The 21459-nt window shown below is 68.7% G+C and carries 15 protein-coding genes and 1 pseudogene; 9 read left to right on the forward strand and 7 right to left on the reverse strand.

Annotation, left to right across the window (positions count from 1 at the left end; translation table 11 throughout):
• Positions 1–34: 34 nt before the first annotated feature.
• The 3 genes from OIU81_RS04475 to OIU81_RS04485 form a co-directional block, all read right to left on the reverse strand.
• Positions 35–874, reverse strand: a complete 840-nt coding sequence (locus tag OIU81_RS04475) for a nucleic acid/nucleotide deaminase domain-containing protein (protein WP_329144041.1) — start codon at positions 872–874, stop codon at positions 35–37.
• A gap of 12 nt (positions 875–886) precedes the next feature.
• Entirely contained in the window at positions 887–1516 is a 630-nt protein-coding gene (locus OIU81_RS04480) for an SUKH-4 family immunity protein (protein ID WP_329144043.1), read from the reverse strand.
• Positions 1517–1586: 70 nt separating this feature from the next.
• Positions 1587–3269: a WXG100-like domain-containing protein gene (locus OIU81_RS04485; RefSeq protein WP_329144045.1), complete on the reverse strand. Its 1683-nt coding sequence runs from the start codon at positions 3267–3269 to the stop codon at positions 1587–1589.
• A gap of 387 nt (positions 3270–3656) precedes the next feature.
• On the opposite strand from OIU81_RS04485, the gene OIU81_RS04490 reads away from it, so the two are divergent.
• Positions 3657–4325, forward strand: coding sequence for a zeta toxin family protein (locus OIU81_RS04490; protein WP_329144047.1), 669 nt, complete (start codon positions 3657–3659; stop codon positions 4323–4325).
• Complete coding sequence (locus OIU81_RS04495) at positions 4291–4626, forward strand: hypothetical protein (protein ID WP_329144049.1); 336 nt, start codon at positions 4291–4293, stop codon at positions 4624–4626. The genes OIU81_RS04490 and OIU81_RS04495 overlap by 35 nt, the downstream gene beginning before the upstream one ends.
• 54 nt (positions 4627–4680) lie before the next feature.
• Here OIU81_RS04495 and OIU81_RS04500 read toward each other — a convergent pair whose 3' ends face one another.
• Complete coding sequence (locus OIU81_RS04500; protein ID WP_329144051.1) at positions 4681–5640, reverse strand: hypothetical protein; 960 nt, start codon at positions 5638–5640, stop codon at positions 4681–4683.
• A 794-nt stretch (positions 5641–6434) separates the two neighbouring features.
• A pseudogene (locus OIU81_RS04510) lies at positions 6435–6653 on the reverse strand (IS5/IS1182 family transposase); the annotation flags it as partial.
• A 403-nt stretch (positions 6654–7056) separates the two neighbouring features.
• On the opposite strand from OIU81_RS04510, the gene OIU81_RS04515 reads away from it, so the two are divergent.
• Both OIU81_RS04515 and OIU81_RS04520 read left to right on the forward strand, forming a co-directional pair.
• Positions 7057–7491: a cupin domain-containing protein gene (locus OIU81_RS04515; RefSeq protein ID WP_329144053.1), complete on the forward strand. Its 435-nt coding sequence runs from the start codon at positions 7057–7059 to the stop codon at positions 7489–7491.
• Positions 7492–8301: 810 nt separating this feature from the next.
• Positions 8302–10593, forward strand: a complete 2292-nt coding sequence (locus OIU81_RS04520; protein WP_329144054.1) for a protein kinase domain-containing protein — start codon at positions 8302–8304, stop codon at positions 10591–10593.
• 442 nt (positions 10594–11035) lie between these two features.
• Here the strand turns inward: OIU81_RS04520 and OIU81_RS04525 are convergent, their stop codons facing one another.
• Complete coding sequence (locus OIU81_RS04525) at positions 11036–12412, reverse strand: MFS transporter (RefSeq protein ID WP_329154888.1); 1377 nt, start codon at positions 12410–12412, stop codon at positions 11036–11038.
• Between the two features lie 619 nt (positions 12413–13031).
• Here OIU81_RS04525 and OIU81_RS04530 point away from each other — a divergent pair.
• The 3 genes from OIU81_RS04530 to OIU81_RS04540 are packed head-to-tail and all read left to right on the forward strand — an operon-like array spanning position 13032 to position 15915.
• Entirely contained in the window at positions 13032–13784 is a 753-nt protein-coding gene (locus OIU81_RS04530) for a (Fe-S)-binding protein (protein ID WP_329144056.1), read from the forward strand.
• Positions 13781–15271, forward strand: a complete 1491-nt coding sequence (locus OIU81_RS04535; RefSeq protein ID WP_329144058.1) for a lactate utilization protein B — start codon at positions 13781–13783, stop codon at positions 15269–15271. The genes OIU81_RS04530 and OIU81_RS04535 overlap by 4 nt, the downstream gene beginning before the upstream one ends.
• A complete protein-coding gene (locus OIU81_RS04540; protein WP_329144059.1) occupies positions 15268–15915 on the forward strand; it encodes a LutC/YkgG family protein in 648 nt (215 codons plus the stop codon). Before OIU81_RS04535 ends, OIU81_RS04540 begins: the two co-directional genes overlap by 4 nt.
• Before the next feature lie 135 nt (positions 15916–16050).
• Here the strand turns inward: OIU81_RS04540 and OIU81_RS04545 are convergent, their stop codons facing one another.
• Positions 16051–17868 (reverse strand): ABC transporter ATP-binding protein, encoded by a 1818-nt coding sequence (locus OIU81_RS04545; protein WP_329144061.1) that lies wholly within the window; start codon positions 17866–17868, stop codon positions 16051–16053.
• 125 nt (positions 17869–17993) lie between these two features.
• On the opposite strand from OIU81_RS04545, the gene OIU81_RS04550 reads away from it, so the two are divergent.
• Together OIU81_RS04550 and OIU81_RS04555 are read left to right on the forward strand one after the other, a co-directional pair.
• Positions 17994–18452 (forward strand): MarR family winged helix-turn-helix transcriptional regulator, encoded by a 459-nt coding sequence (locus OIU81_RS04550; RefSeq protein ID WP_329144063.1) that lies wholly within the window; start codon positions 17994–17996, stop codon positions 18450–18452.
• Between the two features lie 32 nt (positions 18453–18484).
• Positions 18485–21454: an FAD-binding and (Fe-S)-binding domain-containing protein gene (locus tag OIU81_RS04555; RefSeq protein ID WP_329144065.1), complete on the forward strand. Its 2970-nt coding sequence runs from the start codon at positions 18485–18487 to the stop codon at positions 21452–21454.
• Positions 21455–21459 lie beyond the last annotated feature (5 nt).

Consider the following 21459-nt stretch of genomic DNA (forward strand, 5'->3'; position numbering starts at 1 on the left):
TTCCCCCTCTATTCCTCTGCCCTTGCTCGTGGCGCTACTGCGACGGCTGCTCAGCGGCTGCCTCACGCAGCTGCTGGATGCCCTCGGCGCGTGAGGCAGCAGTCTCTCCGTACGGGAAGTTGTGCGTGAGCTGCGCTTCGGGGAAAACCTCGCCAAGCCACAACGAGCAGTAATGGCCGGGCATGAAGCACGCCTCCAACTCCGTGTGGATCCGCAGCACCTGCTCTGGCTGCACACCGGCCGACCGAAGCTGCTGCCACAGCTTTTCCTCCGGGTGGATCCCGACTCCGCCGGACGCCGTGAGGATCTGCTTCTCACCTTGCCCGTCGACGACCTCGAACGCGGTGAACCACTCGGCGCTCGCCGTGTCCCTGATGTCGTCGAGCACAAGAGGCCACCAGTACTCGCGTTCGGCGAAGGCGCCCCGGTCGATCGCCCACAGCCGCTGCTCCAACTGCTCGAACGCAGATTGCGCCGTGTGCGGGCTGTCCGCGGTGAGGATCGCGCCCAGAGCCTGGTCCAGTGCTCCAAGTGACTCTGCGAAGGCTTCCGGAGTCGAATTGACCGGACGTACTGCCTCGTTGAGGTCCAGCAGCACCGCGTGCACAGCTCCGTCGTGGTCGGCGCAGATCTCGAACCCGCGGTCCGACCCGAGCCGGGCCCACGTCAGGCAGCTCTCGTCCATCACCCTGCGCCCGACGGAGTCGGCATACTCGTGCAACGGCACGGCCTCGTCGTGGGCCGTGGCGAAGTACGGGCCCACCTGGAGAGGAACGGTGATCCGTGCAAGCCGCTGAACGCTCGGATGTGCACTGCCGGCGTCACTCCCGGACTCGGAGCTGAAGGACCGAAGGGCGCCTTCGGGATGTCTCATGAGTGAATCCGCCTAACCAACCGACTCGTAAACGTCCCAGAGAACATGATCCCATGCGGGAAGGGGAGGGGCGTCCTCGGCATCCCAGTCGAATTCCTCCGACCACGCGGGCTCCACCCCTTCAAAAGGAAGCGGATCGACGTGAATCATCCGCTCTCTGAGAGAAACGGCCACGCCCTCCGAGTCGGTGATCTCTTCCGACACCGAGAAGTCGAAGTTGGGGCGCTCGAACTGGAGAAGATAGAGGAAGTAGACGAACGATTCGAGGCTCTGGTTCAGCGGACGGGCCCGGTACTCGCCGTCCGGCAGGGAGTACACCATTCCGGAGACGGGGTCCAGGGCCACACCGTCCTCGTAGATCCCTCCGATCACCAACCAGTTCTCCCAGCCCTCCGGCATGTCCTTGTACTGGGAGAAGTGGGGCAGCTCCGCGCAGCGGGCGAAACGACCGACTGGTTCCTCGTCGGTCAGCCGCCCATCGACGAAGAAGAAGGAGCTCCGGTCGTCCGGGAGTCCGACACTGGTCAGAATCGTCCGGGCGGCCTCGTTCAGCTCGTGCGGCAGGTTGGCTTCCTGCAGGGTCACGAGCTCTTCCGAGGGGAATACCGACTCCATCATCGTGCGGTTGATGAGCTGTGGCATACATTGTCCTGTCGCATGTTCGTCACTAGTGCTCGCCATCCTATCGGGGGCGGCATTTGGGAGTCAATTGCTACTTCTTTTTGGGCTTAATTCCGTCAAGGTATTGCTTCATCTGATCGTTGCCGCGCTTCTTGGAGTCCTCGGTTTCGCCGTACTCGACGCTATGCGAAACCTGCACCCCATCAGGAAGATGTTTCGACATCCAAGCGCTACAGTCCACCGAGCCCTTCCCCGAAGTACACGGCTCACGTTCCGTGTAGAGCTCCCTCATTCCATGCGTCGTTCCAGCGTCGAGGAAAGGTATGCCGACTTGACGCTCTGAATGCGCTCCCGGCCATTTGCTGCGCCCGACAAGGACGAACTCGTCGTCAGCTCCCCGCTCGCCATGCCGGGTCGCAGCGTAGTTCCGACTCGTGAATTTGTCCTTCTTCTTCCTGCCGTAATCACTTTCGGCGTCGCGTGCCGTGCGTGTGGCACGCGACAGATCCGTGCTCCCGAAACCAACCTGCTGGGAGGGCTTCTTCTTCCGGTCGGCCTTATCGGGCAGCGGGTATTTCGACGCCTGTCTCTTCGGAACACTGTCGTCCTGAAGCCCGAGGGGAGACAGCCGCTTGCGGTCCTCATCAGTCAGATCCCGATGCCCCTGGTCCGTCAGGCGTGTGGCCTTCCCCTTGTCGTCAACGAAGTACGTCGGAGCGGGGCCGCCGGAGGATTTCTTGTGGATGCCCTGAAGCTCGGTCGCGATTCCGGCATCGTTCTCGTGGTGGTTCTTCTTCATCTGCTTGACGCCGCGGGACATGTCGTCGTCGAGATGCTTGGCAGTCCTCTTGACGCCGGTCTCCAACCCCTCGATGACCTTGTCGATCATCGGCGCGGCAGCATTGGCGATGGCGTCCTTCCCGCGGGTGCGTCCGTGATGGCTCTTGGCCCGTCCGATCTTGTCGCCCGCCTTGTTGCGGAAGGTGCCGCCGGCACTCTGCAGGCCGGTGACGGCGCCATCATGTGCATCGGGGTCGAAGGTGAAGCCACCGCTTCCGGCGCCACCGCCGCTGCCTCCGCCTCCGGCGCCACCGCCCTCGTCGCCGGCGCTCAGCAACTGCATGCCATCGGCTGCGGACTTTCCGGCGCCCTTTCCTGCCTGAGCCGCGTGGCCGAGGTCTACCCCCTTCTGCAGACCAAGGGCATTGGAGCCGAGCTGAACAACCAAGTCGCCGACCATCGCACCGAGAGCTTCCTCGATCGGACTCAAAGCGGTGCTGACCACCCGCTCGACGACCTGCTCGCAGACCTCCTTGATGATCCTTTTCACGGCGACACGGGTCACTTGAGTCCCGGCCACTGCCCCCAGCTCGGACAATCCGAACGTGAAGGGCGCCGCGGCCTGTGCAGCGATCACCTCGGCGGCGAGGATGGCAAGTTGAGCGATGGCTGCGATTTTGGCGCCCTCGATGAGGACCGCGACAGCGTCCATGGCTGTGCCGGCCAGTCGCCCGCACTCGGCAAGACCCTTCAGGTGCTTGCCGTTGACTTTGCCCCAATGTGCATTGAGCGCTTGCACCCCCAGCGAGCCGCCCGCAGAGCCGACAAGACTCTGGATGGCCTGATGAGCTTCGTTGGCGCCGCCGTCAATGTCGTCAGCAAACCCACGAAGAGCATCGGCCATGTCGCGGTAGTCGTCCTCATCCACGTTCGGCCACGAAACGCCGATGATGTCGAGAATTTCATCCGCCCAGCCCGGCAGCACAACACCCACGCGAACATGCCCCCCATTAGCCAAAACCGCACGCCGGGATAGACGCTGTTCGACCGGGGCCGGTTCCTCACGAGGCGTTTAGGCCGCCGCGAAGCCAGTTGCCGGCAGTCCTGCGCGCCACCACATGACTCCCGGCCGGCGCCGAGCCAAGCTGCCCCAGAGTCGGGTCTCCAGGCGACCGCCACCACACGGTGCCTCGACACACCCCCGCCTGTGCCGCACCGCTGTGCATTCGACGGCGCTCCACCGCGTGCCCATGCCCTCCGGAGGCACCTCTCCTGACGACAGCGAGTCCAGGTTCGGGATCAACGCAGACCCCACTGGTACCGCAGCGCGGTTCCCACGGCATCGAAGTGCGGCATTGAAGTGGGCTGTGTGAGGCGGTAGGTGGGACGAATCCGTCGTCTGTCGGAGCGGAGAACGCCGCCGAACCGAGGCGCCACGGGCCGCTTCCGCCGTCAGCTCGCCGACGCCGACCGGCACCTTGCCGATCCCCGGCTGCCCCAGCCCCGCCAGGAGGCGCCCGGAGTCGACTACCACCGGCTCTCCGTAGAGGAACACAAGTGGTTCTTTGACGAGCTGATCGCCCCGGGGCTGGGGCGGATCACGCCGCAGGAGCAGCCCGTCGCGGTGTACGTGGTGGACCGGCCCGGCGCGGGCAAGACGGGGGCCGCGCAGATGGTCCGCCGCACCCTGCGCGCCGGTGCGGCCCACATCCGCGGTGACGACTTCAAGTTCTCCCACCCGGACTACCGTCAGCTGTTGCGGGAGGAGCCGCGTACGGCCTCGGAGCGGATCCGCGCCGACTACCGGACCTGGCAGGCGCAGGCCGAGGCGTACGTGCGCGAGCGGCGCGGGGACGTGGTCATCGAGCTCACCCCGTCCAGCGCCGCCGGGTTCGCCGCCGGTGCCGCCCTGTACCGGCAGGCCGGGTACCGGGTCGAGTTGGTGGTCCTGGCGGTGCGCGCGGCCGATTCCCGGCAGGGCACGGCCGCCCGCTACGCCAAGGTGAGCGGCGGGGGTGCCGGCGCGGTTCACCACTGCCGCCGGGCATGACAGCTGCCACTCGGTGCTGCCCGAGGTGGTGGCGACGGCCGAGCGGCTGGCGGTCGTCGACGAGGTGCTGGTGATGCGCCGGGGCGCCGCGCTGGCCCTGGCAGCGGAACAGGCCCGCACCTACAGCTGCGAGGAAGCGGCTGGGTTCTGGGCCGTCCAGCGCTGGTTGCACACGGCGGTGCCGCAGTATCGCGACGACCTCATCGCGATCGCTGGGCTGGCCTGCCCGCTGATGCCCGCCCAGCAGCCGCGCCAGCTCCGCAGGTCGGCCCCCGCGGCCGCGCTGCCTGTGCCCGCCTGAAGCCCGTCGCGAAACTTCGCCCACGTTCGGCCGTCATGCGCGATGACCGCTGGGCTAGCTCTCCTGGTAATTGAAGTAGTCGAGCGCGGTGCTGGACTTGGGGGACTGGACGTAGACCCGGGCCGGAATGGCGGTGAGGGTCTTCTCCGTCATGTTCGGGTCGTCCTTGAAACCCTGGTCCTCGTCGGAGTAGTAGGTGATGATGTAGCCGACGTAATACGCGCCGTCGCGCCGACCCTGCAGGCTGCCCTTCACCTCGCTCGGGAAGGTGGCGTCGGTCTGGTCGTCCACCTGCTTCATGTTTCGATGGGTCGAGGTGCTGGAGTAGCTGTAGGTGAAGCTGATCTCAGGACCGACCTCGCCCCCGGTTCCCCCATTTTCGGGGATACTGGTGACCTTGCCCGAGACCTTTCCCCCCATCGACCAGCCTACCGTGTCGGTCTTTTCGTCGGTGTTCTGCTGCGAGATCTTGTAGGTCTTCTTCCCCCCGCCCGCGATGCCGGTGCTGCCCCCGGCCTTGGGGTACAGGGACTCGGGTGCATTGTCGAGCTTGCCGACGAACATGCACGGCTTCGGCTCGGGGCCAGTCACCATCGGCTTGCCATCAGAGTCTTTGCCATCACAGTAATTCGGGGCAGGCCACCTTGGATACTTTGACGAACTCGAATAAACGTTGTCGTCAAGGGTGTTCTGGCGTGTCTCGGGTTCGGTGAGGGGTGTATCCGCAATCTTATTGGCGGCGGTCACGAGAGCTGTCTTTGGATTCGGGAGGGCCGCGTACTTCTTCGCCGCCGCCTTGGCGTCCACGACCGCCTGCTTCGAATCGTACTGCTTCGCCGCATAGTCCAGGTCAACAGACGTGATGGCGCCCTTCTCGTCTCGGACACCCATCGGGTATCCCATAACGCTCTCCGAATCTTCGACCGGCGCCCACTTCTTCATCGCCGCGATGATGTCGTCCTCCGACGAGTAGATCTTTGTTCTGTCGATCTCCTTCGGATCTTCGGCAGCCACGGCCGGTGTCGTTGCACCCACCAGGGGCGCCGCTACCAGCATGGCCGCGACCAGGACTGCTGCTCTACTGGTCGTGCGGCTGGACGCCCGACCCGGAGCTGAAACTGGACGCATCATGGCGATATCTCCCTTACGATTCGCTAGGCGAAGCCGCACGGCAACACCGGCAACGTGACCTGCCAGAAAGGGCCCCAAGAGGGTATTTGGGCCCGTCCTGATGAGCCTTTGGCCCGGCCTTCCATATAGCCCTTCTGCCGTTCTGCCGAAATCAACGAGGCAGGTTTAGAGATGGAAGGGTGCGGTATGGTCAGTCCTGAAAGAGGTCCACGTTCCCAACCATCGTGGCCGTGTTGCGCCGCGGATTCATCGCGCTCAGGTCGGGATGCACTACCCGTCAAAGGTGAGACCTACCACCGTCGCTTTAACCTGACGGACGACGAGGGTCTCTGTCCAAAGACAGAGTTGGAGAGCGGCAGGCGGCTCGGCATCGGTGTGGGGACGGTCAAGAGCCACGTCTGCTCGCTCCTGGGGAAGACGGGGCGCGGCAGCCGGGTGCAGGCGGTACTGCTGGCACACCAGGCCAGGCTCATGAGCGGAGCCCGCAGCATCTCCCGAGCCGGGCAGATCGGGCATTGACGTCCGGGGCCTGGTCGGCGGACTGCATCCGTGCTCGGATCGTCGCGCCGATATTGGCCCCTCTGAGCTACCCCCGCACCCTCGCAGCCGGCCGCGTCACCAACCTCGCCGGACTCCACAGATGTCTCCGACAGCGAGCGGTGGATCGTACGGGCCCCGTGGACGGAAGCAAGGACGGCGCGGGAGAGAGCGAGCAGACCGGCGTCGCCCAGGCAATGCAGGCTCCCTTCGTGCGGTCGGCCCCTGACGCTGGCCCTTGGCCAGATCAGGAAGCTGCGGCGTGCCATCGACTTCGATACCCATCCGAAGCTCGGCGGTAGAGCCCTCCAGACGCAGCTGCTGACCAGGACGTAGACGATGGCCGCGAACAGGGTTTTAGAGGCAAAAGGCCCCCCGCGTTTGAGGCCTTTCGTCACTGTCTGGGCTGAATGGCAGGCCTCAGAATCAGGGAAGTAATTCATCCCGGCAGCAGGGCAAGGGATTCACGCGAGAGGACGCATTGTGGCGCGGTGAGCGAACGCGTATCCGTTGGCGAGATCGAAATGAAAGCTTCAGGTCTCTAGGTCATCCTGCGATGATTCTTCTTGAATCCAGGAGCCTGACACAGCGGCGAGCAGATACCTATACATCACTGCGCTTGGCCGCTCATTTTCAGATTCGTCGACTCCCTACACCCTGCCCTACCGGCCCCTTCAGTCCATGACGCTGCCGACTGTGCAATCACGATAGTCGGCTGCGCTTAAAGGCTCCCTTGGCCGTTTTCGCAAAGGATTTCACTTCATGCAGAACATACTCCGCGTAGGGCTGATTGGATCCGCAGCCATTGGCATGTCCATGGCCTCTGGTGCGGCCTATGCAACTCCGCCCGGCCCTGGCGTCACCGGAACGACCATTTCGCAGACCACGGTGGGTGGCACGGATTACATATTGCGGAAGGTCACCATTCCGCCTGGCCAGAGCACCGGCTGGCACTACCACGACGGAACCCTGTACGGCTCTGTCGAACAGGGGACTCTGAGCCACTTCGACGCCACTTGTAAGTCCGACGGTGTTTATCAGGCTGGTGACAGTCTTACGGAGCCCAGCGGCTCCAAAAATGTTCACATTGGACGCAATCTCGGTACCACACCTATGGTCCTAGAAGTCCTCTACGTCCTCCCCCACGGAGCACCTCTATCCGAAGATGCCCCCAACCCGGGATGTTCCTTCCAGTAGGTACTTCCAGTAGGAAATTGAAGAGAAGAGTACGTGGCTCGCTGCCGCTCGGCAGAAGGGTGGCGAGCCCGTATCCCCGTTGCGATGAGGCCTCCGCGGACCACCGCGCACCCCCGGGATCAACGGTCACCTTCCGCTCCGCGCGGCCAACGGACCCGTGCTGGCACCGCGGTGGCCGTTCAGCTGCCGACAGCAGGCGGACGGTCGTCAGAACTTGGGACACTAGTCAGGGGCGCGCCTCCTGCTCTTCGGGCTTGCCGGCCCTCGCCACCGGGCCGGCAAGGCGGTCAGCGGTGAGACAGTGCCCAGTTCACGGCATGTATACCCTTAAGACACGCCTCAGCAGCCCGGTGGCAGTACGCCCCGCACTGGTGATCGACGAAGGTAGGGCCGGACACTCGGGTCCGATTTCTCACGAGTCAGAGCCCGGCGCGTGGGTACCTCAACCGGTATACCCAGGCGGCATGGCCTGCGATCACTCGGAGCGCAGTGCTGTGTCAAGGCGTGGTGATCTATACGGCGGCGCATCTCCGCGAACGCGGAGCAGGCCCCTTCCTCTTCCTCGCTGATGGCCAGGGCCTCGGTGCATCTCCGCGGAGGCGGAGAAGACTTGAACTTGCGCGGAGTCGACGCCATTCGGAACGGACTTCCTCTTGGCGGGGCATCGTCGTGTGCGGCACAGGAGCAACCCTGGGGTCCTGTTCGTCACCCGCTGTGCTCTGCTGTACTGCCCTGCGGCTAATTTGTGTGCAGGACAGGTACGCAGGCCCGTGGTGGCAGAGGTGCACGAGGGACGGGAGGTCGGGAAGAGTGTCGCTGCGCGCAGGTGATCCAGCCGAAATCGGCGGTTATCCGCTTGAGGCGCGACTCGGCTCGGGTGGCATGGGCGCGGTCTTTCTGGCCCGTACAAGTTCGGGTCGTCCTGTCGCGATCAAACTGATCCACCCGCAGTTCGCGGCGGACGACGAGTTCCGCATCCGCTTCCGGCAGGAGGTGGCGGCGGCAAGGCGAGTGAGCGGCGCGTTCACCGCCGCCGTGGTCGACGCTGCCCCTGAGGCCGAGCAGCCGTGGATGGCGACGACCTACATCCAGGGGCCCACGCTCGCCCGGCGCATCGCCATGAAAGGCCCGCTGAGCGGAGCGGAGCTGCGGAGGCTCGCCATCGGGCTGGCGGAGGCGCTGCGGGACATCCACCGGGTGGGGGTTGTCCACCGTGATCTGAAGCCCTCGAACGTGGTGCTCTCGCCCGAGGGCCCACGCGTCATCGACTTCGGCATTTCGCGCGCCGTGGACCAGCAGACGCTGACGATTACAGGGCGGGTCATAGGTACGCCGCCCTTCATGTCGCCGGAGCAGTTGCAGGCGCCGCGCGACGTGGGGCCACGGTCCGATGTCTTCTCGCTGGGGACGCTGCTGACGTACGCAGCGACGGGCCACGGGCCCTTCGACGCGGACAGCCCATACATAGCTGCGTATCAGGTGGTGCACGAGGAGCCGTCGCTGGAAGATGTGCCGGTGGCCTTGCGCACGGTCGCCGAGTCGTGCCTGGCCAAGGAGTCCAACGGGCGCCCCTCGGCGGACGAACTCCTCGTACTGCTTCGGGACCTGCCGACCGACCTCGGCCAGATCGACGCGAGGGGAGTTGGCGCGGGCCGCACCCGCGACATGGTCACCGAGCATCACTTCGCGACGCCGGCCACCCCCACACCAACCACCCCGACGCCGTCAGCCCCGACCACCACCCCGGCCGGTCCCGATACGGGGAGCGCCATCACCTCCATCGGCCGCCGATTGCGTCCCCGATGGCGTCCCATGTTCGCGGCCGCGGTCGCGGTGACGGTGGCAGCGATCGGTGGAGGAGTCGCCGCACTGACGGCGGGCGGCTTCGGGGGGAACAGCGGCGGCGACAAGGGCAACAGCCTTGCGGTGCCGGGTGCCGCACTTCCGGACGGCTTCGAGCCGTGGCACAAGGCCGTGCCCGGCGGTCGCCCGGACATCCCCGACGAGCTGCGTTGCGTCGTGCGTGGCGACGCGCTGTTCTGCGGGGGCGGCAGTGTTGTCGCGACCCGTATCAGGGCCAGGGACGGCTCGCGGGTGTGGACGGCGAAGAGCCCCGGCGTCCCCGTCAACGGCATGCACCTGGTGGGCGCCACCGACGACACGGTGCTCGGTTACCGCTTCGCCGCCCAGGACGCCCCGCAGGACCCTCCGAGCGAGGTGGTGGCCATCGACGCGAACAACGGACGGGAGCTGTGGTCCGTGCCGTCCGGCGCCCAGTCGACGGCCGTCACGGGTCGGACTCAGGACGCCATGGTGGTCGGTTCCGACGTCGTGACGGTCGACGCTTCCAACTCCCGCTTCGAGGCCCGCAACGCGCACAGCGGTCAGGTCACATGGACGTCGCCATTCCCAGCGGGTACGCAGTGCGCTCCCGTCCCGCTGGGCTCACAGCTCGTCGCGATGTGCGCGAAGGATGCGGAGGTGGATGCCTTGGCAGTGCGCCACCCCACCCTGTACCCGGTCGACCGCGCCTCGGGGACACTGGGCAGGCCCATCGCGGTCAACGGCCCCGCCGTGCCGATGGGCGTCGCCAACGGCAGGCTCGTACTCCTGCAAGTACGCAGGAAGGGAACGGAGCTGGCCGGCTACAACGGGGTGGCGCAGGTCGACCCGGTCTCGCGGAAGGTCACGTACTCCCGACTGGCCAAGACATACGAGGGGACGCCCGGCATGGCGGACAGTACCGTATACGTGAGCGGGCAGACCGGTCTCGTCACAGCACTCGACCCCGCGACCGGCCGGAAGAAGTGGTCGCGGCAGACTGGCGTAGAGGGCGCGTCGGGTCCTGGTGCGGGAGCGGACGCACTGTATTTCAGCTCGGCCACCGGCCGGGTGGTCGCGCTGTCGCCGGACGATGGCAAAATCCTGTGGACAACAGATCCGCAGGTCGATGGTTTGACGGGCGAGCAGGGCGCAAGCCCACGTGTGACTCTTGCGGGGCGTGCGGTGATCGTGGCCGCGGCCAAGAACACTCTCTTCGCTTTTGACGCGCAGAAGCCGCCGAGTCGGGCTGACCCGGTGGCTGGACGGCAGCAGGGCTGATGCTCCCATCCCGCCCCCTGCTCGGGGAGCGATCGCTGGTCATACCCCTGGCATGGGTCCTGCTGGTCGTCGTCGAGGGCTATGACGGCCTCGGGCGCCCTCACGCATGGGCGCCCCTCCCCGGGCAGAAGGCGCATCTCCCCGCACTCCGGCCTGCCCCTCGGACACATCAAGAAAGTCCCTCTCACCAGCGTATCCGCTGGTGAGAGGGACTTTCCCCTGTGTCACGCAACCCCGCGGGGCCTCAGCTCCTGGCCGGCGGCAGCACCGTACGCAGCACCCCGTCCCCCCGGCGCAGGAGCACCACGGCCAGAGACACGTATGACCGCATCACCCCAGGTCAAGGCAGCCAGGTAGACGACTTCATGATGTTAGGTGCCCAGGTCTCACCTTCGACGCCCCCAGGAAGAGGCCGCCCTCCGGTAGCAGACACTTCGCGCCCTCACCGCTCCAGCGGGCTGTGAGCGGTCTCGGGCAGTCGAAGGTAGACGGCGGAGGAGACCAGGCACAGCACGGCCACGTAGAGGGGGAAGAGACCGGTGTGCCCCATGTCCTTGAACAGCGTGCCGACATAGGGTGCCGTGCCGCCGAAGAGGGCAACGGTGAGCGAGTAGGGGAAACCGATTCCCGCGGCGCGCACCCGTGCCGGGAACGTCTCCGCGTTCACGGCCGCCGAGACGGCCGTGAAACCGCTCAGCAGGACCATGCCCGCGCACTGCACGAGCAGCAGCGTGACGAAGGAATCGTCGAGCATGCGCAGCAACGGCACGACCAGCACGGCGAAGCCGATCCCGAACATCAGCAACAGCGGCTTGCGCCCGATCCGGTCGGACACTATGCCCGCGAGGGGCTGGAGCACGGCGAAGAACGTCAGCGAGAGGGTGCCCGCCAGCAACGCGTCTGTTTTCGCCACCCCGGCGTTGAGCTCGGCGTACGTCGGCAGGTACGACGTCCACGTGTAGTACGCGAGTGTGCCGCCCGCTGTGATTCCGCAGATCAGCAGCGACTCGCGCGGATGGCGGCGCAATGCCTCGAAGAGGCCCGGCCGGGACGCCTTCGTCTGTTCCTCGATCGGGGTCTCCCCTGCTCGAACGGAGTTGGGAGCTTGGGGAAGCGTCTCGCGCGCGTCGCGCCGGACCCAGAAGCCCACGAGGCTCAGGAGCGCGCCCAGCACGAACGGGATCCGCCAGCCCCAGCTGCCCATGGTGGCGGGCGCGAGATTCGCGACGAGCATCGCCGCGACGCCGGAAGCGAGGAGCTGGCCGATGGTCGTCGACACATACTGGAAGCTGGAGAAGAGCCCCCGCCGTCCGGGCCCGGCCGACTCCACAAGGAACGTGGTGGAGGCGGCGAACTCCCCGCCCACCGACAGCCCTTGCAGCAGCCTGGCCAGGACGAGGACGACCGGTGCGAGGATCCCGGCGGCAGCGTACGTCGGTGTCAGTCCCACCAGCAGGCTGCTGCCGCCCATCAGCAGAATGGTCACCGTCAGCGCCGCACGGCGCCCGCGCCGGTCGGCGACCGCGCCCATCAACAGTCCGCCGACGGGCCGCATGAAGAATCCCACCGCGAAGACCGCGAACGTCGAGAGCAGCGGCACCAGCGAATTCGCCGCGCCCATAGGGAAGATCTGCGCGGCGATATACGTGGCAAGGAAGGTATATGTATACCAATCATACCATTCAACCGCATTGCCGACCGAGGCGGCGAGCAGCTGCCGCACAGGACGCGCCGGAGGAGCCACGGCGCCGGCGCGAGCCCCCTCAGCAGGGGAATCCAACCCCTCCTCGGACGCAGGCCCTTCGATGAAAGCTCCCATGATCACGCATCCCCTCGCCTTCGAGCACGGCAATCACACCGCGCCGACCTCTCCATATTTCGTAGCGCTTCACGCCACAAGCGAACCTTCACCGTCGACCGTTCCATCCAGGGCGCCTGACACCCGGAGCGATCACCTCCACCCCCACACAAAGACTCAGCCCGGGCACTCGCAGCACTGCTGACGCAACGTCAGATATGTCAGCAAACAGTCAGCCTCGAGCCGACCCCGGAGACGGCGGAACTCAGCAGCACTCGCATATGCATGATCACCCGCATGATCGCTCCGACCTGCGAAGATGCAGGTACGGGGCGCTCAAGTGGACTCCCTGCGCGCCCGTACAGGAGAACCCTGCGCGCCCGTACAGGAAGGCCAGTCGTATCACTCGACGGCGTTCCCGGTGGAGGCGGCGGCCAACTGCCGTAGCCGCGACGGCGGGCGGGCACCGTCGGGTGCCCGGCCCTCGGCCATGTACTCGGCGTACTCGGCACTCGACATGGTCCTCCGCTCCGGGTTCTTCTCGTGGGCCTGCCGCTGGGGCAGGATGGGCCACTGGTGATCATGTACCGCGGAAGCGGAGGGCCGCCAGGGGCCGTGGCGGCCGAAAGGAGAGTGCAACGTGCGTGTAGCACTGTTCGTCACCTGTATCAACGACCTGCTCCAGCCACGGACGGGGCAGGCGGTGGTGGCGCTGCTGGAACGGCTGGGGGTGGAGGTCGGCTTCCCGGAGGGGCAGAGCTGCTGTGGCCAGCCGCAGTTCAACACCGGGTACCGGCAGGCGACCGAGCCGCTGGTGCGCCGTTTCGACCGGGTGTTCCGCGACTACGACCATGTGATCACCCCGTCCGGGTCGTGTGCCGCGATGGTGCGGGACAACTACCCGCGGATCGGCGCGAAGGCGGTGGCCGAGGGGCGCGGACCGCAGCTCGCGGATGCGGCGGCGGCCGCGGTGGCCAAGACGTACGAGCTGACGGAGTTCCTGGTGGATGTGCTGAAGGTGGAGGATGTCGGCGCCTACTATCCGCATACCGTCACCTATCACCCCACCTGTCACGGACTGCGGTTGCTGGGGCTGGGTGACCGGCCGCGGCGGCTGCTGGAGCGGGTCAGGGGGCTGGAGCTGCGGGAGTTGCCGGGCGCCGAGGAGTGCTGCGGCTTCGGCGGCACCTTCGCGGTGAAGAACGAGGCGGTCTCGGCGGCGATGGGCGCCGACAAGGTCCGCAACGTGCGCGCGACCGGCGCCGAGGCCCTCTGCACGGTCGACAACTCCTGTCTGCTGCACCTCGGCGGGACGCTCAGCCGGCAGGGCGCGGCGGTCCGCCCGGTGCATATCGCCGAGATTCTGGCCAGTACGGAAGGACGTGTGTGGTGAGCGGTACCTACCTGGGCATGCCAGCCTTCCCCCGGGCCGCGGCGGCCGCCACTCGCGACAGCCGGCTGCGTGCCAACCTCACCCATGCCACCCACACCATCCGTGACAAGCGGGCGGCGGCCGTGGCCGAGCTGGACGACTGGGCACAGCTGCGGGCGGCGGGCGCGGCGGTGAAGGACCGTACGCTGCGCCATCTGGATCACTATCTGGAGCAGTTGGAGGCCGCGGTCACGGCGGCGGGCGGGCAGGTCCACTGGGCGGCGGACGCCGACGAGGCCAACGCGCTGGTGACCCGGCTGGTGCGGGAGACCGGTGAGCGTGAGGTCGTCAAGGTCAAGTCGATGGCGACGCAGGAGATCGGGCTGAACGAGGCGCTGGCCGAGGCCGGCATCCGTGCCTACGAGACGGATCTGGCCGAGCTGATCGTGCAGCTCGGCGGGGATCTGCCCTCGCACATTCTGGTGCCGGCGATCCATCGCAACCGCTCCGAGATCCGTGACATCTTCCGCCGGGAGATGGCCGGCTGGGGCCGTCCGGCGCCCGAGGGGCTCTCCGACTCCCCCGCCGAGCTGGCCGAGGCGGCGCGGCTGCATCTGCGGGAGAAGTTCCTGTCAGCGAAGGTCGGGATCTCCGGCGCCAACTTCATGGTGGCCGAGACCGGCACGCTGGTCGTGGTGGAGTCCGAGGGCAACGGCCGGATGTGTCTGACCCTGCCCGAGACCCTGATCTCCGTTGTCGGCATCGAGAAGGTGGTGCCGAGCTGGCGGGATCTGGAGGTCTTCCTTCAGCTGCTGCCCCGTTCCTCCACCGCGGAGCGGATGAATCCGTACACCTCCACCTGGACGGGCACGACGGACGGCGACGGTCCGCAGACCTTCCATCTCGTGCTGCTCGACAACGGCCGGACCGATACCCTCGCCGACACCGTCGGACGGCAGGCGCTGCGCTGTATCCGCTGCTCGGCCTGCCTGAACGTCTGCCCGGTGTACGAACGGGCCGGCGGCCATGCCTACGGCTCGCCCTACCCCGGCCCGATCGGCGCCATCCTCACACCCCAACTACGCGGTATCGGCGGGCCGTTGGAGGCGTCGCTGCCGTATGCCTCGTCGCTGTGCGGGGCGTGCTACGAGGTGTGTCCGGTCGCCATCGACATCCCCGAGGTACTGGTGCATCTGCGGGAGCGGGTGGTGCAGGGCGGGCCGGTGACCCGGGGCGGGTCGCGGGTCGTGCTCAAGCCGGCCAGGGGCCATGCCGCGGAGCGCGCCGCGATGCGCGCGGCGACCTGGGCCTTCGACCACCCGGGGGTGCTGCGTGCCGGGGAACGGCTGGCGGCGCGCACCCGGCGGCTGCATCCACGGCGGCTGCCGGGGCCGGGCCGCGCCTGGTCGCGGACCCGCGATCTGCCCGCGGTGCCCGCCGAGTCCTTCCGCGACTGGTGGCAGCGCACCCGCCGGGCACCGTCCGAGCAGCGAGGAGACGACGCATGAGCAGCCGAGAGGTGGTGCTGGCGCGGGTGCGCCGGGCACTGACGGATGTGCCGCGCGGTGAGCGGCCGGACGAGGCACCGGTGGCGCGTGACTACCGGCGGGTGCACGGGTCCCGTACGACGGCGGAGACCGTCGAGCTGCTCGCGGAGAACCTCGCGGACTACCGGGCGCTGGTGCACCGCAGTACCGCCGGCGCGCTGCCGGGGCTGATCGGCCGGCTGCTGGCGGAGCGCGGCGCGCGCACGCTGCTGGTGCCGCCGGGCCTGGATGCCTCCTGGGTGGCCGCATCGGACCTCACCCGGGTCGAGGACCGGGCGTCGGCCACGGCGCGCGAACTCGATGCCGTGGACAGTGTGCTGACGGGCTGTGCGGTGGCGATCGCGGAGACCGGCACCCTGGTACTGGACGGCGGGCCCGATCAGGGCCTGCGCCGGATCACGCTGGTGCCCGACCATCACCTCTGTGTGGTCCGCGTCCCTGACCAGGTGGTCGGTTCGGTGCCGGAGGCGCTGCCGCGGCTGGCCCCGGACCGCCCGCTGACCTGGATCTCCGGACCGTCCGCCACCAGCGACATCGAACTCGACCGGGTGGAGGGGGTGCACGGGCCGCGGACGCTGGAGGTCATCCTGCTGGCGGGGGCGTAGCCGTGCGGGCGGTGTGCAGGGCCCAGCCGATCAGGGGGAGCTGGGCCGGCAGCCGTCCGTAGGCCAGAAGGGGGTGCGGCGGCCACCCCGACCAATGAACTGGCCGCCGCGCCCCCGACCTTACCCGCGGGTCACTTACGGGGCCATCATCTGCTCACCGGCCGGGGTGAGGTCTGCGTCACGCCGTACCAGCGCGGCATAGCGCCCGTCGGCGGCGAGCAGTTCGTCGTGGGTGCCGCGCTCGGCGATCCGGCCGGCGTCCAGCACCACGATCTGGTCGGCGTCACGGACCGTGGAGAGGCGGTGGGCGATGGTGAGGGTGGTGCGGCCCGCGGACAGCTCGTCGATGGCCTGCTGAACGGCGTGTTCGGTGCGGGTGTCCAGGGCGCTGGTCGCTTCGTCCAGGACGAGGACGGGCGGGTCGCGCAGGATGGTCCGGGCGATGGCGAGGCGCTGCTTCTCACCGCCGGAGAAGCGGTAGCCGCGCTCGCCGACGAGGGTGTCGTAGCCGTCGGGGAGGGCGGCGATGTGGTCGTGGATCTGGGCGGCCCGGGCGGCGCGTTCGATCTCGTCGTCGGTGGCGTCCGGCTTGGCGAAGCGGAGGTTGTCGGCGACCGAGGCGTGGAAGAGGTAGGTCTCCTGGGAGACCACCCCGATCGCGCGGGCGAGGGTGTCGAAGTCGAGGTCGCGGACATCGGTGCCGTCGAGGGTGACCCGGCCGCCGGTCACGTCGTAGAGCCGCGGCACGAGGTAGCTCAGGGTGCTCTTGCCGCTGCCGGTCGGTCCGACGACCGCGAGGCTGCCGCCGGCGGGGACGGTCAGGTCGATGCCGTCGAGGGTGGGGGCGGCCTCGGGGTCATAGCGGAAGGTGACGTTCTCGAAGCGGATCGCACCCCGCGGGGCGGCGATCTTGACCGGTTCGGCGGGCTCGGTGATGGCCACCGGCAGATCGAGGTATTCGAAGATGCGCTGGAAGAGCGCGAGTGAGGTCTGCATCTGCACGCCGGTGGACAGCAGGGAGACGGTGGGCCGCAGCAGACCCTGCTGGAGCGAGACGAAGGCGACCAGGGTGCCCAGGGAGAAGGCGGGGCCGCCGAGCTGGAGCACGAGTCCGGCCGCCCAGTAGATCAGCGCGGGCATGGCGGCCATGACGATGCCGATCGTGGCCATCCGCCAGCGGCCCGCCATGTTGGCGCGGATCTCCAGCTCGACCAGGCGCTCGGACTCGTCGGCGAAGCCCTTGGTGAGGGAGTCGGCGCGGCCCATGGTGCGGCCGAGGAGGATGCCGCTGACCGAGAGGGACTCGGTGACCATCGCGGACATCGCGGCCATCTGCTTCTGGCGCCGGGTGGTGATCTTCTTGCGTTCGTTGCCGACCCGGCGGCTGATCCAGACGAAGAGCGGAAGCAGCAGCAGGGAGACGACGGTCAGCCGCCAGTCGAGGGCGACCATCGCGCAGACGGTGGCGAGGACGGAGGTCAGGTTGGAGACCAGGGAGGTGGCGGTGGAGGTGACCGTCGCCTGCATGCCGCCGATGTCGTTGGCGATCCGGGACTGGACCTCGCCGGTGCGGGTGCGGGTGAAGAAGGCCAGCGGCATCCGCTGGAGCTTGGCGTAGACGGCGGTGCGCAGGTCGTGCATGACGCGCTGGCCGACGGTGGTCGACAGCAGGGTCTGCAGCACGCCGAAGACGCTGGTGGTGACGGCCGTGGCGATCATGCCGAGGGCGAGCAGGCTCAGCAGTCCGGTGCGCCGGCCGGGGATGGCCACGTCCAGGATCTCGCGGAGGAGGAACGGGGAGGCCACCGACACCAGCGAGGAGGCGCCGACGAGCAGGCCGACGACGGTCAGCCGGCCGCGGTAGGGGCGGAAGAGGGCAAGGATCCGCCGCAACGGCACCGGTGTGTCCGGGTCCTTGGGCGGTGCGGTCCACTGGGGATCGTCGCTGCGCATGGGCTCCTTCGAAAGGGTGCGGGAGAGGCCGGCCGGGGACGGCCGGAGGCAAGCGTCGTGGAGCTTAGCTCATTGTTACCTATACTCACAATGAACCAGGTCCTGATATCCGCTATCCTCGCGGTATGCCCTCCCCCGAGCCGACGGTCAGCACCTCGAACCTCGCCGAACAGCTGGTACGGCTGACCCGCCGGATGCACCGCGCCCAGAAGCACCATCTGGAGCACCTGGACATCGCCTTCACCCCCGCGCAGTCCCGGCTGCTGCGGATCGTCGACCACTACCGCGGCACCCCGCCGCGGATGACCGACCTCGCCGAGCGGCTGGAGGTCGTCCCGCGCGCGGTGACGACGCTGGTGGACGCGCTGGAGGCGAACGGCGCGGTGCGCCGGGTGCCCGATCCGGCCAACCGGCGGGTGGTGCGGATCGAGCTGACCGACACCGGCCGGTCCACCCTGCGCGCGTTGCGCAGCGCCCGGCGGGCCGCGGCGGAGGAGATCCTGGCCCCCCTGACCACCGATCAGCGCGAGGTGCTCGGCGGACTGCTGTCCACCCTGGTCGACGGGCCGGGTGCACCGCATTGAGCTGACGCACCGCCCACCGGAGGAGTGCCGCCATGCCCCTGCTGGAGCCGGACCCCCAGAGCCTGCGGCCCACCGCTCCCCCCGGTCCGGCACCCGACCGGGTGGCCGCCCTGCGCGCGGCGGGCACCCCCGAGCGGCTGCGGGACGACCTGATCGCGCTGCTCGGCGCGGACAAGGTGCTCCACACGATCTCCGACCTGGTCCGCCATGCCTCCGACGCCAGCCCGTACCGCTTCGTCCCCCGGGCCGTGGTCGTGGCCGAGGACCTCGACGACGTCTCCGCGGTCCTCGCCTACGCCCGGGACCACGGCCGCCACGTCGTCTTCCGGGCCGCCGGGACCTCGCTCAACGGCCAGGCCCAGGGCGAGGACATCCTCGTCGAGGTGCGCCGCCACTGGTCCGGGATCGAGGTGCTGGACGACGGCGCCCGGGCGCGGATCCGGCCGGGCACCACCGTGCTGCGCGCCAACGTCGCCCTGGCCCGCCACGGCCGGCTGCTCGGGCCCGATCCGGCCAGCGCGCCGGCCTGCACCCTGGGCGGTGTGGTCGCCAACAACGCCTCCGGGATGACCGCCGGCACCACCCGTAACTCCTACCGGACGCTGGCCTCCCTCACCCTCGTGCTGCCGTCGGGCACGGTCGTGGACACCGCGCGGCCGGACGCCGACGCGCGGCTGGCCGAGGCCGAACCGGCGCTGTGCGCGGGCCTGCTGGCGCTGAAGGCGGAGATCGAGGCGGATGCCGCGCTGACGGCCAGGATCCGCGCCAAGTACCAGATCAAGAACACCAACGGCTACCGCCTGGACGCCTTCCTCGACGGCACGACACCGGTGCAGATCCTGCGCGGGCTGATGGTCGGCTCCCAGGGCACCCTCGGCTTCCTCGCCGAAACCGTCTTCGACACCGTGCCACTGGACCGGCACACCACCGGCGCGCTGTTGTTCTTCCCGACGCTGCGCGCCGCGGCCGCGGCCGTGGGGCGGTTCAACGAGGCGGGCGCGCGGGCCGTGGAGCTGATGGACGGCAACACGCTGCGCGCCTCGGTACGGGTGGCCGGGGTGCCCGCCGACTGGGCGGAGCTGCCCAAGGAGACCACCGCGCTGCTGGTGGAGTTCCGGGCACCCGACGAGAGCACCCTCGACGGCTACGAGCGGGCCGGGGGGCGGGTGCTGGCGGAGCTGGAACCGGTCGCCCCGGTCGCGTCCGTCACCAACGCCTTCACCCGGGATCCGGCGGCCCTCGGCGGCTACTGGAAGGCCCGCAAGGCGTTCGTCACGGCGGTCGGCGGCTCCCGGCCGCCGGGCACGACGCTGATCACCGAGGACTTCGCGGTGCCCCCGGCCCGGCTCGCGGACGCCTGTACGGCCCTGCTGGACCTGCAGTCGCGGCACGGCTTCGACACCGCGGTCGCCGGCCACGCCGCCCACGGCAATCTGCACTTCCTGCTCGCCTTCGACGCGGCGAAGCCGGACGACGTGGCGCGCTATGCCGCCTTCATGGCGGAGTTCTGCCGGCTGGTCGTGGAGCGTTTCGACGGGTCGCTGAAGGCGGAGCACGCCACCGGCCGGAACATCGCGCCGTTTCTCTCCCTCGAATGGGGGCCGCGCGCAACGGAGTTGATGTGGCGGATCAAGGAACTGGTGGACCCGCGGGGCGTGCTGGCCCCGAGGGTCCTCCTCGACCGCGACCCCCGGGCGCATCTGCGCGGGCTGAAGACCCTCCCCGGGATCGAGGCGGCCGCCGACCCGTGCATCGAATGCGGCTTCTGCGAACCGACCTGCCCCAGCGCGGACCTGACCACCACACCACGCCAGCGGATCGTGCTGCGCCGCGAAATGCTGCGGCAGCCGGCCGGATCCCCGGTCACCGCCGCGCTGCTGGACGCGTACGGCTATGACGCGGTGGACACCTGCGCCGGCGACTCGACCTGCGCCCTGGACTGCCCGGTGGGCATCGACACCGGCGCGCTGATGAAGGACTTCCGCCACCGGCGCCACACCGCCCGCGAGGAGTCGGTCGCCGCCCGGGCCGCCCGGCACTTCCGGACCGTCGAGCGGGCGGCGCGGCTGGCGGTGGCCGCGGCGGAGCGGCTCGACGACCGGCTGCTGACCGCGCTCACCCGCGCCGCCCGCCGGGCCGTGCGCCCGGATCTGGTGCCCGAGTGGCTGCCGCGGATGCCCGGCCCGGCGGCCCGCCACCTGCCCGGGACCCGGCGGGCGGGAGCGGCCGCGGTCTACTACCCGGCGTGTGTGAACCGGATCTTCGGCGGGCCCGCCGGGTACCACGGGCCTTCGCTGCCGGAGGCGATGGTGGCGGTGTCGCGGCGGGCGGGCCGGCCGGTGTGGATCCCGCCGGATGTCGCCGGGACCTGCTGCGCGACGATCTGGCAGTCCAAGGGATACCGGCGCGGGACGGCGGTGATGGCCAACCGCGTGGTCGAGGCGGCCTGGGGGTGGACGGCGGGCGGCAGACTGCCGCTGGTGGTGGACGCCTCCTCGTGCACCCTGGGCCTGGCCCGGGAGGTCGTGCCGTATCTGACGCCGGTCAACCGTGCGCTGCACGACGGCCTGACCGTCGTCGACTCGGTCGTCTGGGCCGCCGGACATCTGCTGCCGCATCTGGAGCCGGTACGCACGGCCGGGTCCGCGGTGCTCCATCCCACCTGCGCCATGGCGCACCTGGGGAACGAGGAGCAGCTGCGGGAGGTGGCCCGGGCGTGTGCGCGGGAGGTGGTGGTGCCCGATGACGCGGGCTGCTGTGCCTTCGCCGGGGACCGCGGGATGCTGCACCGGGAGCTGACGGAGTCGGCCACCGCGAAGGAGGCGGCCGAGGTGACCGGGCGGCGCTTCGACGCGTATCTGTCGGCGAACCGGATGTGCGAGATCGGGATGGACCACGCCACCGGGGGCCGCGGCTATCACTCGGTCCTGCTGGCGCTGGAGCGGGCCACCCGGCCCGGCGGGCCGGACGGGCCGGGGCGGCCGGGCCCGTCCGGCGGTTGAGGAAC

The sequence above is a fragment of the Streptomyces sp. NBC_01454 genome, from assembly GCF_036227565.1.
GTDB lineage: Bacteria > Actinomycetota > Actinomycetes > Streptomycetales > Streptomycetaceae > Streptomyces.

Excerpts from the sequence above, each read along its gene's own strand:
- OIU81_RS04475 (WP_329144041.1), bottom strand. The coding sequence starts at position 874 with ATGAGACATCCCGAAGGCGCCCTTCGGTCCTTCAGCTCCGAGTCCGGG.
- OIU81_RS04555 (WP_329144065.1), top strand. The coding sequence starts at position 18,485 with ATGCCCCTGCTGGAGCCGGACCCCCAGAGCCTGCGGCCCACCGCTCCC.
- OIU81_RS04550 (WP_329144063.1), top strand. The coding sequence starts at position 17,994 with ATGCCCTCCCCCGAGCCGACGGTCAGCACCTCGAACCTCGCCGAACAG.
- OIU81_RS04525 (WP_329154888.1), bottom strand. The coding sequence starts at position 12,412 with ATGGGAGCTTTCATCGAAGGGCCTGCGTCCGAGGAGGGGTTGGATTCC.
- OIU81_RS04545 (WP_329144061.1), bottom strand. The coding sequence starts at position 17,868 with ATGCGCAGCGACGATCCCCAGTGGACCGCACCGCCCAAGGACCCGGAC.
- OIU81_RS04540 (WP_329144059.1), top strand. The coding sequence starts at position 15,268 with ATGAGCAGCCGAGAGGTGGTGCTGGCGCGGGTGCGCCGGGCACTGACG.
- OIU81_RS04515 (WP_329144053.1), top strand. The coding sequence starts at position 7,057 with ATGCAGAACATACTCCGCGTAGGGCTGATTGGATCCGCAGCCATTGGC.
- OIU81_RS04480 (WP_329144043.1), bottom strand. The coding sequence starts at position 1,516 with ATGCCACAGCTCATCAACCGCACGATGATGGAGTCGGTATTCCCCTCG.